Below are 21779 nucleotides of genomic sequence, written 5' to 3' on the forward strand. Positions count from 1 at the left end.
TGAGGCGCCGATCCGGCGTCAGGAGCAGGCCGCGCCGTTCAAGGTCGCCGCGGAGAACGGCGGAGTACCGCCGGTGTAATCCGCGTTGTAGCCGATAGTCGCGGTAGCACCAGTACCGAGACTGCCGTTCCAGGACACGTTGACGACCCGCACGGTGTCGCCGGTGTCTGTCCAGGTGCCGTTCCAGCCCTGGGTCACCGTCACACCAGGTGCCGAGAAGGTGAGTGTCCAGCCGTTGATCGGCGCTCCGCGGTTCTCGATGACGACCTCACCGGTGTAGCCGGAGCTCCAGGTGCTGGTCACCCGGTGTGTCACTTTGCATCCACCCGGCTGCGGCGTGGGCGTGGTGGGCGTCGGGTCCGGCGGGTTCGTGGTGCCGCCGGCGGCCGCCAGCTCGTAGGCGCGCTGGGGCACGAACTGACCCGCCTGGGCGATACATCCGTCGGCTTCACCCGGCGGCTTGACCCACAGGTACGCCGCGATCTGACCATCACCGGTTTGGTCAGTGCTCGCCGTACCGATGGCGCGGCCGGCCGGGTCGCACCACTCGCTGCCCGCCGGCCCGTTGCCGTTGCGGCTGGTGTCGATCACCGCACGGAGCCGGGAGTCGCCGACCGAGTTCAGGACGGCCTTGGCGAAGTTCGTCTCGTCGGCGGTGGTCCGGTAGTTCGACACGTTGGTGGAGATTCCGTCGGCGCTGTTCGAGATGTCCGCGCCGCGCAGCCGGGCCGCCGCGTCGGCCGGCGACAACCACGCCGAGTGGCCGATGTCGAAGTACACCTTGGTCTGGCTCGAACCGGACTTGAGCTTCTTGCCCGCGTAGGCCATCGAGGCCTTCGTCTGGTTCTGCTGGTCGGCCGACTGACAGTTCGTCATGATCGGCAGGACGTCGGGCTCGAGGATGACGGCCGCCGGCCGGCCCCCGATCCCGGCCGCGACCTGGTCGATCCACGCCCGGTAGGCCTCGTGCGACGGCGCGCCGCCGCTGCTGGCTCCGCCGCAGTCGCGGTTCGGGATGTCGTAGACGACCAGGATCGGCACCTTGCCGGCCGCCGCGGCGGCGCCGACGTAGGCCTCGACCTCACCCCGGACGGTGCCGGTGTTGGTGGTGGTGAACCACTTGCCTTGCGGTGTGGACGCGATCCGGTCCCGGATCATCGGCGCCCGCGAATCGCCCTGGTTGGCCGCGACCCATTTGGCCGCGCCGGTGTTCGGATCCACGTAGAACGCCGAGGAGGCAGCCTGGGCACTACCTCCGGTGAGCACCGCGGCCAGCAGGCCGGAACTGAGCGTCAGGGCGGCCATCAGGCCGCCGAGCGCCGGGTGTCGTGAACGCATGAACGCACCTTCCAATGTCGGGGGACGGACATCGGAAGCACTCCCATCGCTGTGGAATGTAGCCAGCCGGGAGCATTCCCGCAGCTGAAACGTTTAGGTCCACTGCCCGGCCTTCTCGCTGCCTCCTTCAGCTCTTACGCTGCCGCAACTGGGAGCGCTCCCATCCAGCGTCCCCGCCCACCTGGTCCCGATGGAGGGAAACTATGAGGCTTCGAACGAGAGCGGACCGGCTCCGCGCCAGACCGCTCGTCCTGGGGGTCGCGATGGCGGCCGCGGCAGGACTTATGCAGCTGGTCGCGCCGACCGCACAGGCCGCGGTGGCCTGCTCGGTCACCTACACCGTGCAGAACGACTGGGGCAGCGGTTTCGTCGCCGATGTGACGATCAAGAACGACGGCGACCCGATCAACGGCTGGACACTGGCCTGGACCTTTCCGGACGGCCAGCAGGTGACGAACCTGTGGAACGGCAGCTACACGCAGTCCGGCGCCAAGGTGACCGTCCTGCCGGCCGACCACAACCGCAACATCGGCACCGGCGGTAGCGCCAACGTCGGCTTCCAGGGCACCCGTGGAGCATCCAACGGCAAGCCCACCGACTTCACGGTCAACGGCGTCTCGTGCACCGGGGCCAACAAGGCCCCGACAGTCGCGGTGACCTCGCCGACAGCGGCGCAGGCGTTCCAGACCGGACAGGCGATTCCGCTCGCGGCCACTGCGTCCGACAGTGACGGCACGGTGGCGAAGGTCGAGTTCCTGGCCGACGGTGTCGTGGTCGGCACCGACACGACGGCTCCCTACCAAGGCTCGTGGTCGGGTGCATCCGTCGGTGATCACGTTGTCTCGGCGCGCGCGACCGACGACCGCGGCCTGGCCGCCTCCGCTACACCGGTGCCGATCAAGGTCCTTGCTGGTCCGACGATCGTGGCCTCGCCCGCGACAGTCAGCGTCAAACAAGGCGGTACGGCGACCTTCGGCGTAACGCTCGCGAGTCAGCCGTCGGCCTCGGTGACTGTCGGGGTGGCCCGCTCATCGGGCAGTACCGACCTCACGGCGACTCCGGCCTCGCTGACATTCACCACAGCAAACTGGAACACCCCGCAGAACGTGACGGTGAGCTCCGCGGCGAACGGCGGCGACCTGGTGACTGCCGTCTTCTCCGCGACCGCCACCGGCTACGCGGCCGCCACCGTGACGGCAAAGGAGCTCTCGGCAACTACTCCGCCGTTCCAGGAGGCGTTTCTCAAGCAGTACAACAAGATCAAGGACCCGGCCAGCGGCTACTTCCGCAAGTTCGGTGACCTGCTGGTGCCGTACCACGCGGTCGAGACGCTGATGGTCGAAGCGCCGGACCACGGGCACCAGACCACGTCGGAGGCGTTCAGCTACTACCTCTGGCTGGAAGCGAGCTACGGCAAGATCAGTGGTGACTGGGCTCCGTTCAAGGCGGCCTGGGCGTCGATGGAGAAGTTCATCATCCCGGCCAAGGCCGATCAGCCGACCAACGACAAGTACAACCCGGCGAAGCCGGCGACGTACGCGCCCGAGCACAACGCGATGACCGGCTACCCGTCCCAGCTCGACACGTCGATCGCGGTCGGCTCCGACCCGATCGCCGCCGAGCTCAAGTCGGCGTACGGGACTGATGACATCTACGGCATGCACTGGCTGCTCGACGTCGACAACACGCTCGGCTTCGGCCGCTGCGGCGACGGTACGACGGCGCCGTCGTACATCAACACGTATCAGCGCGGGTCGTCGGAGTCGGTGTGGGAAACCATTCCGCAGCCGTCGTGCGACACCTTCAAGCATGGCGGGCCGAACGGCTATCTCGACCTGTTCACCAAGGACAGTTCGTACGCCAAGCAGTGGAAGTACACCAACGCGCCGGATGCGGACGCGCGCGCCGTACAGGTGGCGCTGCTGGCCAACCAGTGGGCGACCGCGCAGGGCAAGCAGGCGGACATCTCGTCCGAGGTGGCGAAGGCCGCGAAGATGGGCGACTACCTGCGATACGCCATGTTCGACAAGTACTTCAAGAAGATCGGCAACTGCGTCGGACCGGCCGCGTGCCCGGCAGGTACCGGGAAGGACAGCGACCACTACTTGATGTCCTGGTACTACGCCTGGGGCGGTGCGACGGACACGTCCGCGGGCTGGGCTTGGCGGATCGGTGACGGTGCTTCGCACCAGGGCTACCAGAACCCGCTGGCGGCGTACGCATTGGGGAAGGTGCCTGCGCTGAAGCCGAAGTCGGCAACCGGCCAGCAGGACTGGGCGAAGAGCATGGACCGGCAACTCGAGCTGCTGCAGTGGCTGCAGTCGGCCGACGGCGGGATCGCCGGCGGTGTGACGAACAGCTGGGAAGGCAACTACGGCACGCCGCCCGCCGGTACGCCGACCTTCTACGGCATGTTCTACGACCCGCACCCGGTCTGGCGCGACCCGCCGTCGAACCGGTGGTTCGGCTTCCAGGTCTGGCAGATGGAGCGCACGGCGTCGCTGTACCAGCTGACCGGGGACGCGAGGGCGAAGAAGATCCTCGACAAATGGGTGCCCTGGGCAATCGCCAACACCACGGTCGGCGCGAACGGGGCGTTCCAGGTCCCGTCCGACCTCTCGTGGACCGGTGCACCGGACACCTGGAACGCCGGCTCGCCGGGCGCGAACGCCAACCTGCGGGTGAGCGTGCTCAACCACGGCCAGGACGTCGGCGTCGCCGCGTCACTCGCCAAGACCCTGCTGAACTACGCGGCCAAGTCGGGCACCACGCCGGCGCGGACCACGGGCGAGGGTCTGCTGACCGCGCTGATGGCACACGAGGATGCCAAGGGCATCGCGATTCCGGAGACGCGGACCGACTACAACCGGTTCGACGACAAGTACGACGCCGCGACCGGCGAGGGCCCGTACGTCCCGCCGGGCTGGACCGGCACGATGCCGAACGGTGACGCCATCAACCAGAGCTCGACGTTCCTGTCGATGCGGTCGTTCTTCAAGAACGACCCGGAGTGGCCGAAGGTGCAGTCGTACCTGAACGGCGGTGCGGCACCGACGTTCACCTATCACCGGTTCTGGGCGCAGGCAGAGATCGCTACGGCGTTCGCACTGCAGGCCGAGTTGTTCGGCTAACCCCAGACCCTGCTAGACGCGCGCCCCCGGTACCACCTGGCCGGGGGCGCGTCCTTATGTTCAGGCGCTGCCGCGGAGCTCCAGGCGGGTGCCGACGATGACCTGGGTCTCGATCGACTCGTCGCCGGCCAGTTGGGCGAGCAGCAGCCGGGTCATCTCCCGGCCCATCTCCTCGGCCGGCTGGAAGACCGAGGTCAGCGGCGGGTCGGAGTGCCGGCCGCCGGGGGAGCCGTCGAAGCCGATCACGGCCACGTCCTCGGGGATCCGGCGCCCGGCCGCCTTGAGGACTCGCATCGCGCCGAAGGCCATCGGGTCGGAGGCGGCGAAGACGGCGTCCAGCGTGGGCTCGCGCTCCAGCAGCGCCGTCATCGCGCGCGCACCGCTCTCCTCGCTGAAGTCGCCGTACTCGACGAGGTCGTCGCCGGCCACCTCGCGGAAACCCTGCAACCGGGCCACGCCGGCGGACATGTCCTGCGGACCTGCGATGGACGCGATCCGGCGGCGGCCCAGATCGAGCAGGTGCTGCGCAGCCAGCCGCCCGCCGCTCGCGTTGTCCGCGTCGACGAACGGGATCTCCGGCCCGACCAGCGGGCGGCCGCACAGAACCAGCGGTAACCCGCCGGCCAGGACCTTGCCCGGCAGCGGGTCGTCAGCGTGCTGGGAGAGCATCATCACGCCGTCGACGTGCTCCCTGGTCAGGAACCGATCCGCGCGAACGCGCTCGGACGGGCTCTGCACCATCGACAACCACAGCTGCAGCGGCGTCTCGGCCAGCGCCGCGCTGATGCCCCGGACGATGCCGGCGAAGTACGGCTCGGTGAACAACCGCTCGCCCGGTTCCGAGATCACCAGCGCCACACAGTCGGTACGGCGGGTGACGAGATTGCGCGCCGCGCGGTTCGGGACATACCCGAGCTCGTCGATCGCCTTCAGTACGGCGGCCCGCGCCGCAGGGCTCACTTGAGACGAGCCGTTCACCACGCGGGACGCGGTTCCCCGCCCCACCCCCGCCCGGGCCGCGACGGTTTCGATGGTGGGACGGGGTTCGGTCATGTCACTAGCCTGCCTCGGATCAGATCGCCGTACCAATACGCGCTGCTCTTGGGCGTGCGTGTCTGCGTCTCGTAGTCGACATAGACGAGTCCGAACCGGCGTGAGTAACCCCAGGACCACTCGAAGTTGTCGAACAGCGACCAGCAGAAGTAGCCGTGCAGCGGGACCCCGAGATCGATGGCCGCCTGGCACGCCCGGAGGTGACCGTCCAGGTAGCTGACCCGGTCGGGATCCCGGACCAGGCCGTCCGCCCCCGGTACGTCGGGGAACGCGGCGCCGTTCTCGGTCACGTAGAGCGGGACCGACGGGTACTGCGTCGCCACCCGCTCGAGGACGTGGGTGAGCCCCTCCGCGTGGATCTCCCAGCCCATCGCGGTGACCGGCAACTCGCCCTTGGTGAAGCCGACGTGCTCGCTGCCCGGCCACGGCGAGGCGCCACCGCTACCGCCGTGGCCGTCGTCACCGCCATCGGCCGTCCCGGTGACGACGTGCCGGCTGTAGTAGTTCACGCCGAGCACGTCGAGCGGGGTGGAGATGGCCGCCAGGTCGCCGTCCTGGACGTGCGCGAAGTCGGTGACTCCGGAGAGATCCTCGACCACGTCGGCCGGGTAGGAGCCGAGCAGAACGGGATCGAGGAAGAAGCGGTTCTGCAGCCCGTCGATCCGCCGTGCGGCGTCCAGGTCGATCTCGCTGTCGCTCACCGGTACGACGTCGTACAGGTTGATGGTGACGCCGACCTTGTGGCCCGCGGCCTTGAGCCGACCGGCCGCGAGGCCGTGTCCGAGCATCAGGTGATGCCCAGCCCGTACGGCGGCCGCCGGGTCGGTGCGACCGGGTGCGTGCACGCCCGAGCCGTAGCCCAGGAACGCCGAGCACCACGGCTCGTTCAACGTCGTCCACTGCCGGACCCGATCACCCAGTACGCCGGTGATCGCGCTGGCGTAGTCCGCGAAGCGTTCGGCGGTGTCGCGCTCGGGCCAGCCGCCGGCGTCCTCGATCGGCTGCGGCAGATCCCAGTGGTACAGGGTCGGCCACGGCTCGATGCCGGCCGCCAGCAGTTCGTCGATCAGCCGCGAGTAGAAGTCGACACCGGCCTGGTTGAGTGCACCGCTGCCGCTCGGCTGGACCCGCGGCCAGGCGATCGAGAACCGGTAGGCCTGCAACCCGAGGCCGGCCATCAGCGCGACGTCCTCGCGGAACCGCTGGTAGTGCTCGATCGCGACATCGCCACTGTCCCCGCCCAGGACGCGGCCCGGGGTATGGGCGAAGGTGTCCCAGATCGAGGGCCCGCGCCCGTCGGCGGTCGCCGCGCCCTCCACCTGGTAGGCGGCGGTCGCGGCGCCGAAGAGGAAGCCGGTCGGGAACTGCAGTCCGGTACCGGGCTCGGTCTGGCTGTCGGTTGTCACTACTTGATCGCACCTTCCATGAGGCCGCTGATGATCTGGCGACCGAACAAGACGAAGACCGCGAACAGGGGCAGCGTGGCCAGGGCCGTCGCCGCGAAGACCTGCGCGTAGTCGGTGTAGTACGCCGTCGCCAGCAGGCTGAGCGACAGCTGGACAGTGGGGGTGTTGGCGTCGAGGACGGCGTACGGCCAGATGAACTCGTTCCAGGTCTGCATGAAGGTGAGCAGACCGAGGACGGCCGCGGCCGGACGCAGCACCGGCAGGACGACGTTCCAGTAGATCCGGAAGGTCGAGCAGCCGTCCACCCGGGCGGCCTCCACGAGTTCGTCCGAGATCGCCTCGGCGGCGTACTGGCGCATCATGAAGACGCCGAAACCGCTGACCAGGAACGGCACGATCACCGCCTGCAGATGGCCGTTCCAGCCGATCTTCACCATCAGCATGTAGAGCGGGATCAGTCCGAGCTGGACCGGCACCATCATCGTCGCGATGATCACCAGCAGCATCCCGTTGCGGCCGCGGAACCGCAGCTTCGCGAACGCGAACCCGGCAAGCGTGGAGAAGAAGACCACCGACAGCGTCACCACGCTGGAGACCACCAGCGAGTTCACCAGGCCGTAGGCGAAGGCGGCGTGCTCGTTGGCGAAGACCCGGCCGACGTTCGCGCCGAAATCGCCGCCGGGCAGCAGCGGCGGCGGCATGTCGTTGATCACGTCGTTGGACCGGGTGGCCACGACGAACATCCAGTAGATCGGGAACAGCGACAGCAGGCAGCCGACGACCAGCGCCAGGTACGTCAGCGGGCTGGTCCGCCACAACCGCACGGAGGCGGCTCTCATCGCGGTCATTTGGCTGCCCTCCGGACGATCAGCAGATTGATCATCGAGAACACGACGATCAGGCCGAACAGCGACCAGGCGATCGCGGCGCCGTAGCCGTACTGGAACCGCTGGAACGCCGTCTCGTACATGTACATCGCGACCGTCTGGAACTGGCCGAGCGAGCCGCCGAGCATCCGCCCGTTGCCGAAGATCACCGGCTCGGTGAACAGCTGCAGACCGCCGATGGTGGAGATGATCACGGTGAAGACCAGGGTCGGGCGCAGCAGCGGGACGGTGACCCGCCAGAACTGCTGCCAGAGCGACGCGCCGTCCAGCTCCGCCGCCTCGTACAGGTCCTTCGGGATCGCCTGCATCGCGCCGAGCAGGATCAGCGTGTTGTAGCCGGTCCAGCGCCAGTCGACCATCGTGGCGATCGCGATCCAGCTGGACCAGGTGTTGGCCTGCCAGTCCACCGCGTCCAGCCCGAACCGGGTGATCACGTAGTTGACCAGGCCGACGTCGCGGGCGAACAGCTGGCCGAAGACGATGCCGACGGCCGCCACCGAGGTGACGTTGGGGATCAGCACGCCCATCCGGAAGAACGTCCGGGCGCGGATCTTGCGGTTCAGCAGGTTCGCGACCGACAGCGCCATCACCAGCTGTGGAACGGTCGCGAGCACGAAGATGCCGACGGTGTTCTTCAGCGCGTTCCAGAAGTCGGGATCCGCGAACAGCGCGGTGTAGTTGGCCAGCCCGACGAACGTGTGGTCACCGATCAGGTGCCAGTCGTGCAGCGACACCCAGCCGGTGTAGACCAGCGGGAACGCCCCGAAGATCGCGAACAGGACGAAGAACGGCGCGATGAACAGGTACGGCGCGAACTTCATGTCCGCGCGCATCAGCCAGGAGCGCCACGAGGGCCGGTCGCCGGCAGCATGCGCTGCTGCCGGCGACCGGACGGCGCTGGAAGAGGTCACTTCGCCTCTTTGGCAGCGCTCTTGAGAGCTTGCTCCCAGGCCTTGTCGGGGGTGAGCTTGCCCTGCTCGACGGCCTGCATCGCGGGCTCGAAGGCCCGCTCCTTGACCGCCTGGTGCTTCGGGCCGAGGTAGAGCGGCTTCAGCGACTTGGCCCCGGCACCGAAGATCTTGCCGACCGGAGCGTTCGAGAAGTAGTCGTTGGTGAGCGCCAGGAAGGCCGGGTCGTCCAGCGCCTTCGTTGCCGTCGGCAACGGTCCGGCCTCCTTGAACGCGGCCACCTGTCCCTCCGGCGAGGTCAGGTACTTGGCCAGCTCGTAGGCCTCCTTCGGGTGCTTGCTCTGCGTCGGTACGGCGAGCCAGGAGCCGCCCCAGTTGCCACCGCCGCCAGGTACGGAAGCAACGTCCCACTTCCCGGCGTTGGCGTCGCCGGAGTTGGACTTGATGATGCCGAGCATCCACGACGGGCACATGGTGACCGCGAAGCTGCCGGTCTTGAAGCCCGCCTCCCAGTCCTTGGACCAGGTCGCGATCTTGGCGCTGACGCCCTGGTCGACCATCTTCATCGAGGTCTCCCAGGCCTGCCGGACGGCCGGGTTGGAGTCCGCGATCAGCTTGTTGTCACGGTCGTAGAAGCTGGTGTCACCGGCCTGCGACAGCATCGCCGAGAAGCTGGTCGTGACCGAGTCGACGAAGCCCTTCGCGCCGGTGTTGGCCGCGGTGAACTTCTTGCCGGTGGTGATGAACGAGTCCCAGTCCGGCCACAGCTTCGAGACCGCGTCCCGGTCGGTCGGCAGCTTCGCCTTCGCGAACAGGTCCTTGCGGTAGCAGGCGGCCAGACCGCCGACGTCGGTGGGCAGGCCGATCAGCGGCCCGTCGGCGCTGACCCGGCCGAGGTCCCACTTCCACGGCAGGAAGTTCGGCTGCAGCTCGGCCGCCCCCTGGTCGAGCAGGTTGACGAAGTTCTGCGGCTGGGTCTTGAACTCGTTGAGGACGCCCTCCTCGAGCGCGACCACGTCCCCGGCGCCGGTGCCGGCGGCCAGGTACTGGGTCAGCTTCGGCTTGTAGTCGTCGAGCTTCTGCACGTTGCGCAGCTCGACCTTCACGTCCGGGTGCTCCTGCTGGTACTTCTCGGCCAGCGCCTTGTAGCCGAAGTCCCCGAACGTGTCGACCACCAGCGTGATCTTGCCGTCGGCCGCGGGCTTGGTGCCCTCGGTGTTCTTGCTGCATGCCCCGACCATGCCCAGGGCTGTCACGGCAGCCACCGTGACCGCCAGGAACCGCTTCGTCTGGCTCATCGCCTGACCCCTCCTAGATACTCTGAGCGCTCCATCTGGGAGCGCTCCCAAGAGCATCGGGGGCAGTTCCGGAACCGTCAATACCTCGATGGGAGCGTTCCCAAATCGAGACCGAAACTTTCTGTCTACTTCTTCCGGACCGTGATCACGCGCTGGAGCAGGATGAACACACCGAGGAGCAGACCGACGAAAATCTTCGTCCACCAGGAGCTGAGCGTGCCCTGGAAGCTGATCACCGTCTGGATCAGACCAAGGATGAGTACGCCGAGGACGGTGCCGATCAGGAAGCCCGATCCACCCGTGAGCAGCGTGCCGCCGATGACCACGGCAGCGATCGCGTCGAGCTCCAGGCCCACCGCGTGCAAGCCGTACCCGGACAGCATGTAGAAGGCGAGCAGCAGACCACCGAGTGCCGAGCAGAAGCCGCTGATCGTGTAGACGCCGAGCTTCGTCCGGGCGACCGGCAACCCCATCAGGCGCGCGGACTGCTCGTTGCCGCCGGTCGCGTAGACCGTCCGGCCGAACCTGGTCTGGTGCAGCACGTACGCCGCGACGCCGACGACGGCCACTGCGATCAGCACGCTGGGGGAGATCCAGAGCCCGCCGCCGAGACCGATCTGGGTCTGCGCGGCGGCCGTGAACGTCGGGTCGGTGATCGGGATCGAGTCGGTGCCGATCGTGTAGCAGAGGCCGCGGGCCAGGAACATGCCGGCCAGCGTCGCGATGAACGGCTGGATCTCGAAGAAGTGGATCATGCACCCCATCCCCAGGCCCAGGCCCGCGCCGATCAGCAGCACCACGACGATCACGGCCACCGGCGGCCAGCCGGCGTTCAGCAACACCGCCGCAACCATCGTGGCCAGTGCCACCATCGATCCGACCGACAGGTCGATCCCGCCGGTGAGGATCACGAATGTCATCCCGACCGCGACGACCAGCAGGAACGCGTTGTCGATGAAGACGTTCAGCACGACCTGCGTCGAGAAGAACCCTTCGTACCGGGCGCCGCCGGCGACGAACATGGCGGCGAAGAGTCCGGCCGTCACCAGGACAGGCAGATACTTGCGCGGGACCACCGCGCCGGTCAGGGCAGTCACCGCGCAACCTCCGTTGTGTCTTTCGTTGCCGCCGGCCGGGCGACCGGTCGTTCCCGCTGCGGGAAGACCTTGGCCCGGAAGGCCGTCGACTGCAGCAGGCAGACCGCCGCGACCACGAGCGCCTTGAACAGCAGCGTGGTTTCGGGCGGTACGCCGATCGAGTAGATCGTCGTGGTCAGGGTCTGGATCACGAGTGCGCCGAGAACCGTGCCACCCAGCGAGAACCGGCCACCGGTCAGCAGGGTGCCGCCGATGACGACGGCCAGGATGGCGTCCAGCTCGATCCAGAGACCGGCATTGTTGCCGTCGGCACTGGAAACGTTCGAGGCCACCATCACGCCGGCGATCCCCGCGCAGAGCGCGGCGAAGGCGTAGACGGTGATCAGGATGCCGCGCGAGCGCAGACCGGCCAGCCGGCTGGCCTCCGCGTTCCCGCCGACCGATTCGATCAGCAGGCCGAGCGCGAGCCGCCGGGTCAGGAACACGGTGGCCGCGAGCACGACCAGTGCGAGCAGAATGCCGAACGGCAGCATCAACAGATAGCCGCCGCCGATCACCTTGAAGTTCGCGTTGGTCACCGTGATGATCTGGCCGTCGGTGATCAGCTGGGCCAGCCCGCGCCCGGCGACCATCAAGATCAGCGTCGCCACGATGGGCTGGATCCCGACCACGGCGACCAGGAAGCCGTTGAACGCACCCAGCACCAGCGCTACGGCAACAGCCACCGCGACTGCCGCGAGTACGCCGGTGCCTTCGCTGATCGCCAAGCAGGCAAGGGCTCCCGAGATCGCCACCACGGAGCCCACCGACAGGTCGATGCCGCCGGTGGCGATCACCAGGGTCATCCCCAGCGAGACCAGCACCAGCGGGGCTCCGAAGCGCAGGATGTCGATCAGGCTGCCGTAGAAGTGGCCGTCCTTGACCTCGATCGACAAGAAGCCGGGTGTGAAGAAGAGATTGAGCAACAGGAGCAGGGCCAGCACGACCGCCGGCCAAAGCAGCCGCCGGTTCATGACCGGCCGCCGCTGGCGATGGTCTGCATCAGTACCTCGGTGGTCAGGGTGTCGTCGTTGGGCAGTTCGGCGATCAGCCGGCGGTCGCGCAGGACGCCGACCTTGTGACTGAGCCGGAGGACTTCCTCGAGCTCGGCGGAGATGAACAGCACGGCCATCCCGCCGTCGGACAGTTCCGCGACCAGCCGCTGGATCTCGGCCTTCGCGCCGACGTCGATCCCGCGGGTCGGCTCGTCCAGGATCAGCAGCCGGGGTTCGAGAATCAGCCACCGGGCCAGCAGTACCTTCTGCTGGTTGCCGCCGGACAGGTTGCGGACGAGCTGTTCGGGATCGGCCGGGCTGATCTTCAGAGCCTTGATGTAGCGATCCACGAGCTGGGCCTGTTGCTCACGGGGGAGCGGCCGGGTCCAGCCGCGCCGGGCTTGCAACGCCAGTACGACGTTCTCCCGCACGGTGAGGTCCGGAATCAGCCCGTCCGCCTTGCGATCCTCGGGGCAGAAGGCGATCTTGTGCGTCATCGCGATCTGCGGAGTCCGCAACGACACCGGCTCGCCGTCGATCGTGACGGACCCGCTGGTGGCGTGGTCGGCGCCGAACAAGAGCCGCGCGACCTCGGTCCGGCCGGAACCGAGCAGACCGGCCAGACCGACGACCTCACCCTCGCGGATGGTGAGGCTGAACGGTTCGATCCCGCCGGCGCGACCGAGCTGGTCGGCCTCCAGCAGGGTCCCGGTCGTCCGCGCCGGCGGCCGTTCTTCCAGCCGCTCGAGCTCGGCCAGGTCGCGGCCGATCATCTTCGCGATCAGCTCCATCTGCCCGAGCTCACCGATCGCGTAGTCGCCTTCGCGGCGGCCGTTGCGCAGGATCGTCATCCGGTCGGCGATCTCGTACACCTGGTCGAGGAAGTGCGAGACGAACAGGATCGCGACGCCCTGTTCCTTCAGGTTCCGCATCACCCGGAACAGCTGCTCGACCTCATCGGTGTCCAGGCTCGAGGTGGGTTCGTCCAGCACCAGCACGCGGGCCTGGACCTCGAGCGCCCGCGCGATGGCGACCATCTGCTGGATCGCCAGCGAGTACTGCGCAAGCGGCGCCGTCACATCCAGATCGAGTTCCAGCGCGGCGAGCCGCTCGGCCGCACGCCGGCGCATCGCCTTCCACTGGATCCGGCCGAACCGGCGCGGTTCCCGGCCGAGCAGGATGTTCTCCGCGACCGAGAGGTTCGGGCACAGGTTCACTTCCTGGTAGACGGTGCTGATGCCCGCGTGCTGGGCCTCGAGCGGGTGCGCGAAGGTGACCTCCCGGCCGTCCAGCAGGATGGTCCCGCTGTCGGCCGGGTGGACACCGGTCAGCACCTTGATCAGCGTGGACTTGCCCGCGCCGTTCTCGCCCATCAACGCGTGCACCTCACCGGGCAGCACCCGGAGGTCGACGTCGTCCAGCGCCGTGACGCCGGGGAACTGTTTGCCGATCCCGGTCAGCTGCAGGATCGGTGCGGCCGAAGTCATTCGCCTGCCTTCCGTGGGTGCCGTCGGGGATTACTCAGTACTGGCGCGAGGCCAGGACCTTCTTGGCCTGCTCTTGGGTGAAGGTCGTCTCCTCGGTCACCACGCGGGCCGGGACCTCCTCCTTGGCGAGCACCTTCTTGGCCAGGTCCATCAGTTGCGGGCCGAGCAGCGGCGAGCACTCGACGATGTAGTTGATCTTGCCGTCGGACAGCGCCTGCATACCGTCCTTGACCGCGTCGACGGAGATGATCTTGATGTCCTTGCCGGGAACCTTGCCGGCGCCTTCGATGGCCTCGATCGCGCCGAGAGCCATGTCGTCGTTGTGGGCGTAGAGGACGTCGATCTTCGGCGTCGACTTGAGGAAGGCCTCCATCACCTCTTTGCCCTTGGCCCGGGTGAAGTCACCGCTCTGCGAGGCGACGATCTTGAACTTCGGGTCCGCACCGATCACCTCCGCGAAACCGGACTTGCGGTCGTTGGCCGGGGCGGAGCCGGTGGTGCCCTGGAGCTCCACGATGTTCACTGGTCCGGTCGCGGACTTGGACTCGTCGACCAGCCACTTGCCGGCCTTGCGGCCCTCCTCGACGAAGTCCGAGCCGAGGAATGTCTTGTACAGCGTCTTGTCCGCCGAGTCGACGGACCGGTCGGTCAGGATCACCGGGATGTTGGCGTTCTTGGCTTCCTTGAGCACGGTGTCCCAGCCGGACTCGACCACCGGCGAGAAGGCGATCACGTCGACCTTCTGCTGGATGTAGGAGCGGATCGCCTTGATCTGGTTCTCCTGCTTCTGCTGGGCGTCGGAGAACTTCAGGTCGATCCCGGCGGCCTTGGCGGCCTCCTGGACGGACTTCGTGTTCGCGGTGCGCCAGCCGCTCTCGGCGCCGACCTGCGAGAAGCCCATCGTGGTCTTACCGCCGCCGCCACCAGCGGCGCCGGACCCGTCCTCCTTGCCGCACGATGTCAGTGCCGCGGCCATGACGCCGGCCAGCACGAGTGCGGAGATCTTCTTGAGCATGGCGATGCCAGTCCTTCCCTCGGAGCGCTACCAGATTGCGCTGACTAACTGTGAGCGTTAACATTTCAGCCGTCAATACCTCCTGATAACGGTCGGGCAACAGGTAACAAAGTGCTGTTATCGTTAACATTCGATCAGGAGGCTGCCACGATGACGAGTACCGGCCCGCCCGAGCGGCAGGCGAGCCTGACCGATGTGGCCGGCCTGGCCGGCGTGTCCCACATGACGGTTTCGCGTGTCGTGAACCGCACCGGACCGGTCCGGCCGGAGACGCGCGCCAAGGTGCTCGCCGCGGTGGAGAAGCTCAACTACCGCCCCAATTCGGCCGCCCGCGCACTCGTCACCGGCAAGACCGGCATCCTCGGCGTCGTCGCTCTCGACTCGACGCTGTACGGCCCGGCCAGCATGCTCTACGGCATCGAGAACGCTGCCAGAGAAGCGGGTTACTCGATCACGATCACCAGCGTCGGTACGCCGAACCGGTCGGCCATCGCGGATGCGATCGAAACCCTCCGGCGTCAGGCCGTCGAAGGAATCGTCGCGATCGCACCGCACGCGGCAGCCGCCAAGGCGCTCGAGAGTGCACCGGGCGACATGCCGCTGGTCGCAATTGGCGGCCGCCCGGACACGCCCGTCCCGGTGATCGCCGTCGACCAGTACGACGGTGCGCGGCGCGCCACCGAGCACCTGCTGGCCCTGGGCCACCGAACCGTCTGGCACGCCGCCGGTCCGATCGACTGGCTCGAGGCCCAAGACCGCGAACGCGGCTGGCGAGAAACCTTGGAACGACACAACGCCGAAGCGCCCCGACTCCTTCGCGGCGACTGGACTCCACACTCCGGCTACCTCGTCGGCCGCGAGTTGGTGCGCGAGCGGGACCTGACAGCGGTCTTCGTTGCCAACGACCAGATGGCACTCGGTCTGCTCCGCGCCTTCGCCGAGGCCGGGATCCGGGTGCCGAAGGACGTGCATGTCGTCGGCTTCGACGACGTGCCGGAGGCGGCGTACTTCAGTCCGCCGCTGACCACCGTCCACCAGGACTTCATCGAGGTCGGCCGCCGTACCTTCCGCCAACTCGCCGAGCGCATCGCCGGCCGCCCGCCGCTGCCCCACGACCTCGTCCCCGCCGAACTCATCGTCCGCGAGAGCACCGGCCCGCGCTAGCCCCCGCCCAGCTCATCTTTGGGACCCCACCAACCATCCAGACCTCACGAAGGTGACTGGTGGGTGCACAAGGTCGGCTTTCGTGCACAAAGAGAAGGCAGCCCACCTTTGGGTACGACGGGGTGTGGGCGCCGGGGATGAGGGGCAGGCGGATGCCGGCGTGCGTGCCGCGAGTGGTGCCGGCGTGCTGACCTTCGCCGAGTGTGCGAAGCGTGTCGCCGGATATCGATTTCTGGCGACGCACTCCGCACACTCGGTACGCCGGGGGGAGGTTGGGGGAGGGGGGTCGGCGCTCTTGGGGTCGGGGGTGGAGAAAATCTGTGCTGGCCGGAGTAGACATTGGTGGGTGAGCTGTGTAATGTTCCTCGTGTTGAGAGTGAAGAACATCAGGACTGAGTGATGACGACGGCGGATTCCGCCGGGCCGATCAGTGGAAGGGCTCGGGATTCACGCCGAGGTCAGAGTCCGTGGAGCCAGTGGTCGAAAGAGGTTCCGGACTTGACGCAGCAAGATGTAGTACGCAGTTGAAGTTGCAGTAGGCAGTTGCAGTACGTGGTTTTGCAGTTGTAGTTAGTTGTTGAAGTAGCAGTTGCACGTGTGTTTCGAGAGAGAAGGGAAGGGATTACGCCGTCGGATCTCCCGCCAGTGCCAGTACTTCGCCGGGCGGGTGCCGTAGTTCCATCGGAAGAAGGTGGTCTTCGGTTACGCATTCGGAGTTGGCCGGCTTCACCGCCGGTAGATGGTGACAATCCAACAACCCCTTTGGGCCCCGGTGCTTCGGCATCGGGGCCCTTCGGCACGAGGTTCGATGATCCAGACACGCATTCGGAGAGTTTGTTGAGTTCAAGTCAGACGGCCGGACCGGCCCATTTCGACGACGATGACTATCCCGCCTTCACCATGGGGCGGGCCGCGGAGATGCTCGGCACCACGCCCGGCTTCCTGCGCAGCCTCGACGAGGCGAAGCTGATCACCCCGCAGCGTTCCGAAGGCGGCCACCGCCGCTACTCCCGCTACCAGCTCCGCATCGCGGCCCGCGCGCGCGAACTGGTCGACCAGGGCACGCCGCTCGACGCGGCCTGCCGCATCATCATTCTCGAGGACCAGCTTGCTGAGGCGCTGAAGATCAACGAGGCGCGCAACCAGCAGGTCTAGCGAGAACTACATTCCTTGGCCGGTCGCCAGCTCGTGCCGCAGGCGATCGGCGGTGCTGACGGCCAGGGTGTCGTCGATGTACTGCGTGCTCGATCGGAGCAGGTAGCGCAGATCCGGGTTCTGGACTGCGCGATAGTCCCCTCCGCCGTCGGTGCGGTCAGGTGCGTTACCGGCGCGGAGCCAGCCGGCGACGACGGTGCTCTGCCGGCGGATGCGGTTCCACCGCTCGCGGGTGGCCGGCCCGATGCTCGTCTCGAGGGCCTCGATCACGGCCGGCGGCGTCTCCGGCCACGACGTCCAGTTGCTCATCACCTCGATCAGGCCGATGAGGGCGTCGTCGAGCCTGTCGTCCGGTGTCTCGACGAAGGCCGCTTCGATGATCGCCAGAGTCGCGGCCAGGGGAGCCGGGTCGCCCTGGTCGATCGCCGGGCACAGCCGATGCTGAGCGAAGTGGTTGAGTTGGTCACTCGGCGTGGGGGCGTCGGCGAGTGACGGCCGGAACCAGCGCAGGCGTTTCGACAGCTTGCGCAGGACCGCTTCGGTCGGGTCGGTCGGACGGCGGAAGAGACTCACCGCCCGACCTTACTCCCGCTACTGGGGTTTGAAGGCCCAGCGTTGGCCCTTGCCGCCGTGGTAGAACCAGGTGATCACCTCGGCGCCGGCGGCCGAACTCGCGTTGGCGATGTCCAGCGAGAGACCGGAGCTGACCGCGATCACGCTGTAGGTGCCGCCCGGGGTCGGCTCGATCCGCCACTTCTGGCACTCGGACGTATTGTCCGGGAAGATGATCATCGTTGCTCTTGGCAACTTCGAGCAGCCCTTGATGTCCAGCGGGACCTTCGAGTTGCCGTCGATGATCTTGTACATGTCGTCGCCGAGACTCTTCAGCGTCCACTTCTGGCAGGCACTGGTGCTCGACCAGGTGCCCATCTTGACCTGAGTGCTCGGAGCCGTCACACACTTCGGTACTTCGAGGACCGTCGTGGTGCTGACCGGGGTATCGATCCGGTAGCGAGTCGCGCCGGTGCTGCCGCCGAGCTGCGTTGCGTTGAAGGCCGGCCGGAGGATCCACTGCTCGCTGGTGGACTGGCCACACTCCTGCTGCTGGATCACTGCGCTGTCGTCCAACGACGCTGCCGCGACGTCAAGGCACTTGTTGCTGTGCGCGAATCGCAGCTGTACGACGGTCTCGTAGGCACTGCCGTCGACGTAGTCGAAGGTCACCTGCTCCCACGCGCGTGGCTCGCCGAGACCGCCACCGCAAGTCGACTGTACGGCGGCCGCCTCGTCCTGCGAACTGCCTCCGGTAGCGCTCAGGCACTTGACCGGCCCGGCGTCGACCGCGGTGTGCACAGGCCGAATGCTGTACTGGTCGGTGCCCGCGATCGGCATCAGCCGGAACCGCTCGTTCAGCGCGGTACCGACACAGCGGAACTGGATGTACTGGGTGTTGTCGGCAACGCTGCTGCCCGGGACGTTCAGGCACTTGCCGCTGTTCTTGTTGACCAGCTCGTACTGCCGGTGCTCGATGTCGAACTTCGGACCGGTCACCGCGCCGACCTCACCCGACCACGTCTTCAGTTTGTCGTCGAACGCCGTACCGGTGGAGTGCAGCGTGTAGACCTCGCGATCGCCGTCGGCGGCGGCGTACAGGAGTCCGATGTCCTCGAGCTTGTCGCCGTCGTAGTCACCACTGACCATGGTAATCTTGGCCAGCTCCAGCCCGGTCACCCGGCGCCAGTCCGACTTGACGAGCTGGGTGCCACCGGACTTGAAGACGACGACGGTGCCGTCGGTCGGCGTGTTCTCGGTCAGTGCGATCACGTCGTCCTGGCCGTTGCCGTCCGGGTCGGCGACGCCGAACCGGCTCTTGTCCCAGCAGAAGCCGTCCACGCCGGAGTCGTAGATCGTGGTCGCCGCGGCGAACGCCGTACCGGTCGAGCGGTAGAGGTCGATCGCCGTGCGGCAGTCGGTCAGGTTGCGGACGCTGAGCAGGTCGGCCTTGCCGTCCTTGTCGATGTCGGCGATCAGCGGCGCACTGCGCGACCACGTGTTGCCGGCCGTCGCCGCCACCCAGTTCACCGGTACGGCGAAGTCGTCGGCGGCCCGGAACACCTGCGCCTGCCAGTTGTCACCGGTGCCGGCGTTCTGTACGACGATGTCGTCCTTGTTGTCGCCGTCCACATCACCGGCCACGACGCGCGCCGTGTTCAGCTGCCAACCGGCGGTCTCGGTGGTCCACACCGCCGGCGGGTTCTGGTACTCGTTCCCGTCCGACGGCAGCTTGTACAGCCACATCCGGCCGCCCGCGCCGGCCCGGAAGACCGCCATGTCGGTCCGGCCGTCGCCGTCGAAGTCGCCCTGGACCGGCTTCACCTTCGCCAGCGAGAAGCCCGTGCCCTCACCGGTGTCCCACGCCATCGTGCCGGCGTAGAAGCTCGATCCCGCCGAGACGACGTTCCAGATTCCGGTGCGGCCGAAGCCGTGATCGAGCACCGCGGTGACATCGGCCCGGCCGTCACCGTTGCTGTCACCACGCACTGACGGTGCCGGCCCGGTCGGGGACTTGGCCGCCAGCTCCCACGCTTGACGGATAGCGCTGCTGTTCCCGGCTCGGTCCGTCGCCCGCACGTACAACCGCGAGCTCGGTACGCCGGTCACCGGATCCGGATGCACCGTGATCGGAATCGTGGCCGAGCCGTCCGGGCCGGCCTTGACCCGGCTGACCAGCGCATCCGCCTGGAACCCGTACACGTACTCGTCGATGTCGGTCTCGCCGCCACCAGGCTTGAACGTCACCTTCCCGGCCTTGCGGGCCTCGATCACCGGGTCACCGGCGTCGGGGAAGTCCGTCGATTCGATCCGCGGTACGGCGGGCGCCGACGTGTCGATCACGAAGTAGCAGGCCGGCGTACTCGGGCTGGTCGCGTTCGCGGCGTCCTTCGTGAAAGCGGTGTAGCTGTAGACGACACCGCTGCTCAACTTGCCCACCGGCGTCTCCGGCCAGGCGAATGCGGCACCGCTGACGGTCGGGCCGACGGCGCTCTCGTGCACGACCGCACCGGCCGGATCCTTGATCTGCAAGGTGGTTGTGACGTTGTCACCGAGGTCCGGGTCGTCGGCGACCGACGCCCATTGCGGTTGCGCGGTCAGCACCGGCGTCGGGGCGGCCGCCGTACCGCAAGGGCGCGGCCGGGTCAGGCTGAGTCCCTTCGGCATCTTCGGCGCGGTGTTGTAGGTGACCGCGAGGGCCGCCGAGCTGGGGATGAACTTCTTCCAGTGGTACTGCGCCTCGGTGCTGGTGCCCTCGTTGGGTGACCGCAGTCCGAGGGACAGGGTCGGCTTCCGCGCGTTGGCGACGTTCTGCACCAGGGTCCGCAGCGGCGTGGACACATCGGGAAGGCCGAACTCCATCGGGAGGGTCTTCTCTTCCGGCCACGCCGCACCCGACTGGGTGTCCAGCTGAGTCTTCCAGTACGTCGTCGTCGTACTCCAGTGCAGGTTCTTGTTTGCGGTGTCGAGATCGGTGAGGCTCCACAGCTGGACCGGCTTGGCCGTGCCCGACGAACTCCAGTCCAGGGTGATCCGGAACTGCGCGCTCAGGATCGTGCTGCCGGCGATCGCCTGGGCGCCGCTGACCGTCCGCATCAGGAACATCGACCGGTAGACGTTGTCCGGTTCGCCGTAGCGCGGACCGACCTTGGCGCCGCCGTTGGTGCGGTCGTAGGTCCAGCCATCGGCCTGGGTGGACTCGTCGTTCACGTGCAGCCAGTTGACCGACGTACCGGAGATCGACGGGTCGATCGAGAGCGGGTACTTCGCGGCCGGGTCGGTGAGGAGTTTGCGATCCGGCGTGATCACGAAGCGCCCGCGCTCGTGGCGGATGGCGAGCTTGGCCACCCGAGGCTTCTCGACACTCGACGCGTCCCACATCGTCGGCCGGTCGGCGGTGTAGACGAGCTTGCCGGTCTTGTCGGTTCCCGAGGTGGAGCCGTCGGGGTTGACGCGCAGGTTCAGACCGTCGGCGCTGATCGGAAAGCTCAACGTGGCAAGGGCGGGATTCGCAGCGGCCTCGCGGTTGTGCACCACGAGCAGCTGCGAGAAGCGGTCGACCTCGGCGGTGATCTGCAGGTCGACGCCAGGGAACACCGACGGGTACGTCGCGATGTTGCCGCTCAGCACGGGCTTCGGAAGGGGTGCCGGCCAGCCGAGCCGGATCTGCGAACCGGGCTTGCCGATCGACACCAGGTTCTGATCGCCGCCGCCGGACAGGACGAGCGGCGAGATCGTCGCGACCGGGCGGATCAGCCCGTCGGCCTCCAGCCGCAACGACGGGTCGGGCGCTACCCAGTCGCGGCCCTTGCGGACCCGGACCGGCAGGCTGTGCTGCTCCATCGTCTTGGTGCCGTCGGGATTCGCGAACACCTGCCCGGTCTCGGTGCGCTGGTCGGTCAGCTCGACCGGTTGCCCGGTGCGCAAGGCCGTGGCCATTGCGCGCGCGTCGGGGGAAGCCAGCTCTGGATCCATCATCATCGGAGCCGCGGCTGCCGCGGCTTCGACCGGTTGAGCCGGACCTGGAACCAGCACCGCAGCTACTGCAATAGCCGCTACACCCAAGACTGCTTTTCTTACAGGCAGGCGTCGCCGACGCATACCCCCACCACCCTCACGTCAGAGTTCTCCGCCGGACGAGCACGACCCTGTCATGTTCATCGTTACCGCGCGACGGATCCGGCGCGTTAAGTACTGTCCAGTTCCGGAAGTTGTCCACTTCTTACCTGGTGACCGAGCGTGTCCAGACGGCAA

The 21779-nt window shown here is 67.5% G+C and carries 15 protein-coding genes; 3 read left to right on the forward strand and 12 right to left on the reverse strand.

The features are described from left to right. Positions 1 to 18: 18 nt before the first annotated feature. A complete protein-coding gene (locus ABZS29_RS13755; protein ID WP_355461672.1) occupies positions 19 to 1338 on the reverse strand; it encodes a glycoside hydrolase family 6 protein in 1320 nt (439 codons plus the stop codon). 284 nt (positions 1339 to 1622) lie between these two features. Here ABZS29_RS13755 and ABZS29_RS13760 point away from each other — a divergent pair, with 284 nt between their 5' ends. Next, the gene (locus ABZS29_RS13760; protein WP_355461674.1) at positions 1623 to 4469 is read left to right on the forward strand and encodes a glycoside hydrolase family 48 protein; all 2847 of its coding nucleotides are present in this window, start codon (positions 1623 to 1625) and stop codon (positions 4467 to 4469) included. Between the two features lie 60 nt (positions 4470 to 4529). Here the strand turns inward: ABZS29_RS13760 and ABZS29_RS13765 are convergent, their stop codons facing one another. From ABZS29_RS13765 to ABZS29_RS13805, 9 genes are all read right to left on the reverse strand, one after another. After that, positions 4530 to 5522, reverse strand: a complete 993-nt coding sequence (locus tag ABZS29_RS13765; protein ID WP_355461675.1) for a LacI family DNA-binding transcriptional regulator — start codon at positions 5520 to 5522, stop codon at positions 4530 to 4532. Continuing rightward, the gene (locus ABZS29_RS13770) at positions 5519 to 6928 is read right to left on the reverse strand and encodes a GH1 family beta-glucosidase (protein WP_355461677.1); all 1410 of its coding nucleotides are present in this window, start codon (positions 6926 to 6928) and stop codon (positions 5519 to 5521) included. Before ABZS29_RS13770 ends, ABZS29_RS13765 begins: the two co-directional genes overlap by 4 nt. Next, on the reverse strand, positions 6928 to 7776 hold the full coding sequence (locus tag ABZS29_RS13775) for a carbohydrate ABC transporter permease (RefSeq protein ID WP_355461678.1): 849 nt from the start codon (positions 7774 to 7776) through the stop codon (positions 6928 to 6930). The genes ABZS29_RS13770 and ABZS29_RS13775 overlap by 1 nt, the downstream gene beginning before the upstream one ends. Next, a complete protein-coding gene (locus ABZS29_RS13780; protein WP_355461680.1) occupies positions 7773 to 8726 on the reverse strand; it encodes a sugar ABC transporter permease in 954 nt (317 codons plus the stop codon). Before ABZS29_RS13780 ends, ABZS29_RS13775 begins: the two co-directional genes overlap by 4 nt. Then, positions 8723 to 10021: an extracellular solute-binding protein gene (locus ABZS29_RS13785; RefSeq protein WP_355461681.1), complete on the reverse strand. Its 1299-nt coding sequence runs from the start codon at positions 10019 to 10021 to the stop codon at positions 8723 to 8725. The genes ABZS29_RS13780 and ABZS29_RS13785 overlap by 4 nt, the downstream gene beginning before the upstream one ends. Positions 10022 to 10146: 125 nt before the next feature. Then, positions 10147 to 11118, reverse strand: coding sequence for a galactofuranose ABC transporter, permease protein YjfF (yjfF, locus tag ABZS29_RS13790; RefSeq protein ID WP_355461683.1), 972 nt, complete (start codon positions 11116 to 11118; stop codon positions 10147 to 10149). Then, positions 11115 to 12131, reverse strand: a complete 1017-nt coding sequence (locus tag ABZS29_RS13795) for an ABC transporter permease (protein WP_355461685.1) — start codon at positions 12129 to 12131, stop codon at positions 11115 to 11117. The genes yjfF and ABZS29_RS13795 overlap by 4 nt, the downstream gene beginning before the upstream one ends. Continuing rightward, positions 12128 to 13639, reverse strand: a complete 1512-nt coding sequence (locus ABZS29_RS13800; protein WP_355461687.1) for a sugar ABC transporter ATP-binding protein — start codon at positions 13637 to 13639, stop codon at positions 12128 to 12130. Before ABZS29_RS13800 ends, ABZS29_RS13795 begins: the two co-directional genes overlap by 4 nt. 34 nt (positions 13640 to 13673) lie before the next feature. After that, the gene (locus ABZS29_RS13805; protein ID WP_355461688.1) at positions 13674 to 14654 is read right to left on the reverse strand and encodes an ABC transporter substrate-binding protein; all 981 of its coding nucleotides are present in this window, start codon (positions 14652 to 14654) and stop codon (positions 13674 to 13676) included. A gap of 150 nt (positions 14655 to 14804) precedes the next feature. Here ABZS29_RS13805 and ABZS29_RS13810 point away from each other — a divergent pair, with 150 nt between their 5' ends. Then, entirely contained in the window at positions 14805 to 15818 is a 1014-nt protein-coding gene (locus ABZS29_RS13810; RefSeq protein WP_355461690.1) for a LacI family DNA-binding transcriptional regulator, read from the forward strand. Between the two features lie 837 nt (positions 15819 to 16655). Next, positions 16656 to 16973, forward strand: coding sequence for a MerR family transcriptional regulator (locus tag ABZS29_RS13815; protein ID WP_355461692.1), 318 nt, complete (start codon positions 16656 to 16658; stop codon positions 16971 to 16973). A 6-nt stretch (positions 16974 to 16979) separates the two neighbouring features. Here ABZS29_RS13815 and ABZS29_RS13820 read toward each other — a convergent pair whose 3' ends face one another. Both ABZS29_RS13820 and ABZS29_RS13825 read right to left on the reverse strand, forming a co-directional pair. Next, on the reverse strand, positions 16980 to 17546 hold the full coding sequence (locus tag ABZS29_RS13820; RefSeq protein WP_355461693.1) for a hypothetical protein: 567 nt from the start codon (positions 17544 to 17546) through the stop codon (positions 16980 to 16982). Positions 17547 to 17564: 18 nt separating this feature from the next. Further along, the gene (locus tag ABZS29_RS13825; RefSeq protein ID WP_355461695.1) at positions 17565 to 21560 is read right to left on the reverse strand and encodes an RICIN domain-containing protein; all 3996 of its coding nucleotides are present in this window, start codon (positions 21558 to 21560) and stop codon (positions 17565 to 17567) included. Between the last annotated feature and the right edge of the window lie 219 nt (positions 21561 to 21779).

The organism is Kribbella sp. NPDC005582 (assembly GCF_040605415.1).
Lineage (GTDB): Bacteria > Actinomycetota > Actinomycetes > Propionibacteriales > Kribbellaceae > Kribbella.

Coding starts and splice junctions, on each gene's coding strand:
- ABZS29_RS13805 (WP_355461688.1), bottom strand. CDS start 14,654: ATGCTCAAGAAGATCTCCGCACTCGTGCTGGCCGGCGTCATGGCCGCG.
- ABZS29_RS13810 (WP_355461690.1), top strand. CDS start 14,805: ATGACGAGTACCGGCCCGCCCGAGCGGCAGGCGAGCCTGACCGATGTG.
- ABZS29_RS13760 (WP_355461674.1), top strand. CDS start 1,623: ATGCAGCTGGTCGCGCCGACCGCACAGGCCGCGGTGGCCTGCTCGGTC.
- ABZS29_RS13755 (WP_355461672.1), bottom strand. CDS start 1,338: ATGCGTTCACGACACCCGGCGCTCGGCGGCCTGATGGCCGCCCTGACG.
- ABZS29_RS13765 (WP_355461675.1), bottom strand. CDS start 5,522: ATGACCGAACCCCGTCCCACCATCGAAACCGTCGCGGCCCGGGCGGGG.
- ABZS29_RS13775 (WP_355461678.1), bottom strand. CDS start 7,776: ATGACCGCGATGAGAGCCGCCTCCGTGCGGTTGTGGCGGACCAGCCCG.
- ABZS29_RS13795 (WP_355461685.1), bottom strand. CDS start 12,131: ATGAACCGGCGGCTGCTTTGGCCGGCGGTCGTGCTGGCCCTGCTCCTG.
- ABZS29_RS13785 (WP_355461681.1), bottom strand. CDS start 10,021: ATGAGCCAGACGAAGCGGTTCCTGGCGGTCACGGTGGCTGCCGTGACA.
- ABZS29_RS13800 (WP_355461687.1), bottom strand. CDS start 13,639: ATGACTTCGGCCGCACCGATCCTGCAGCTGACCGGGATCGGCAAACAG.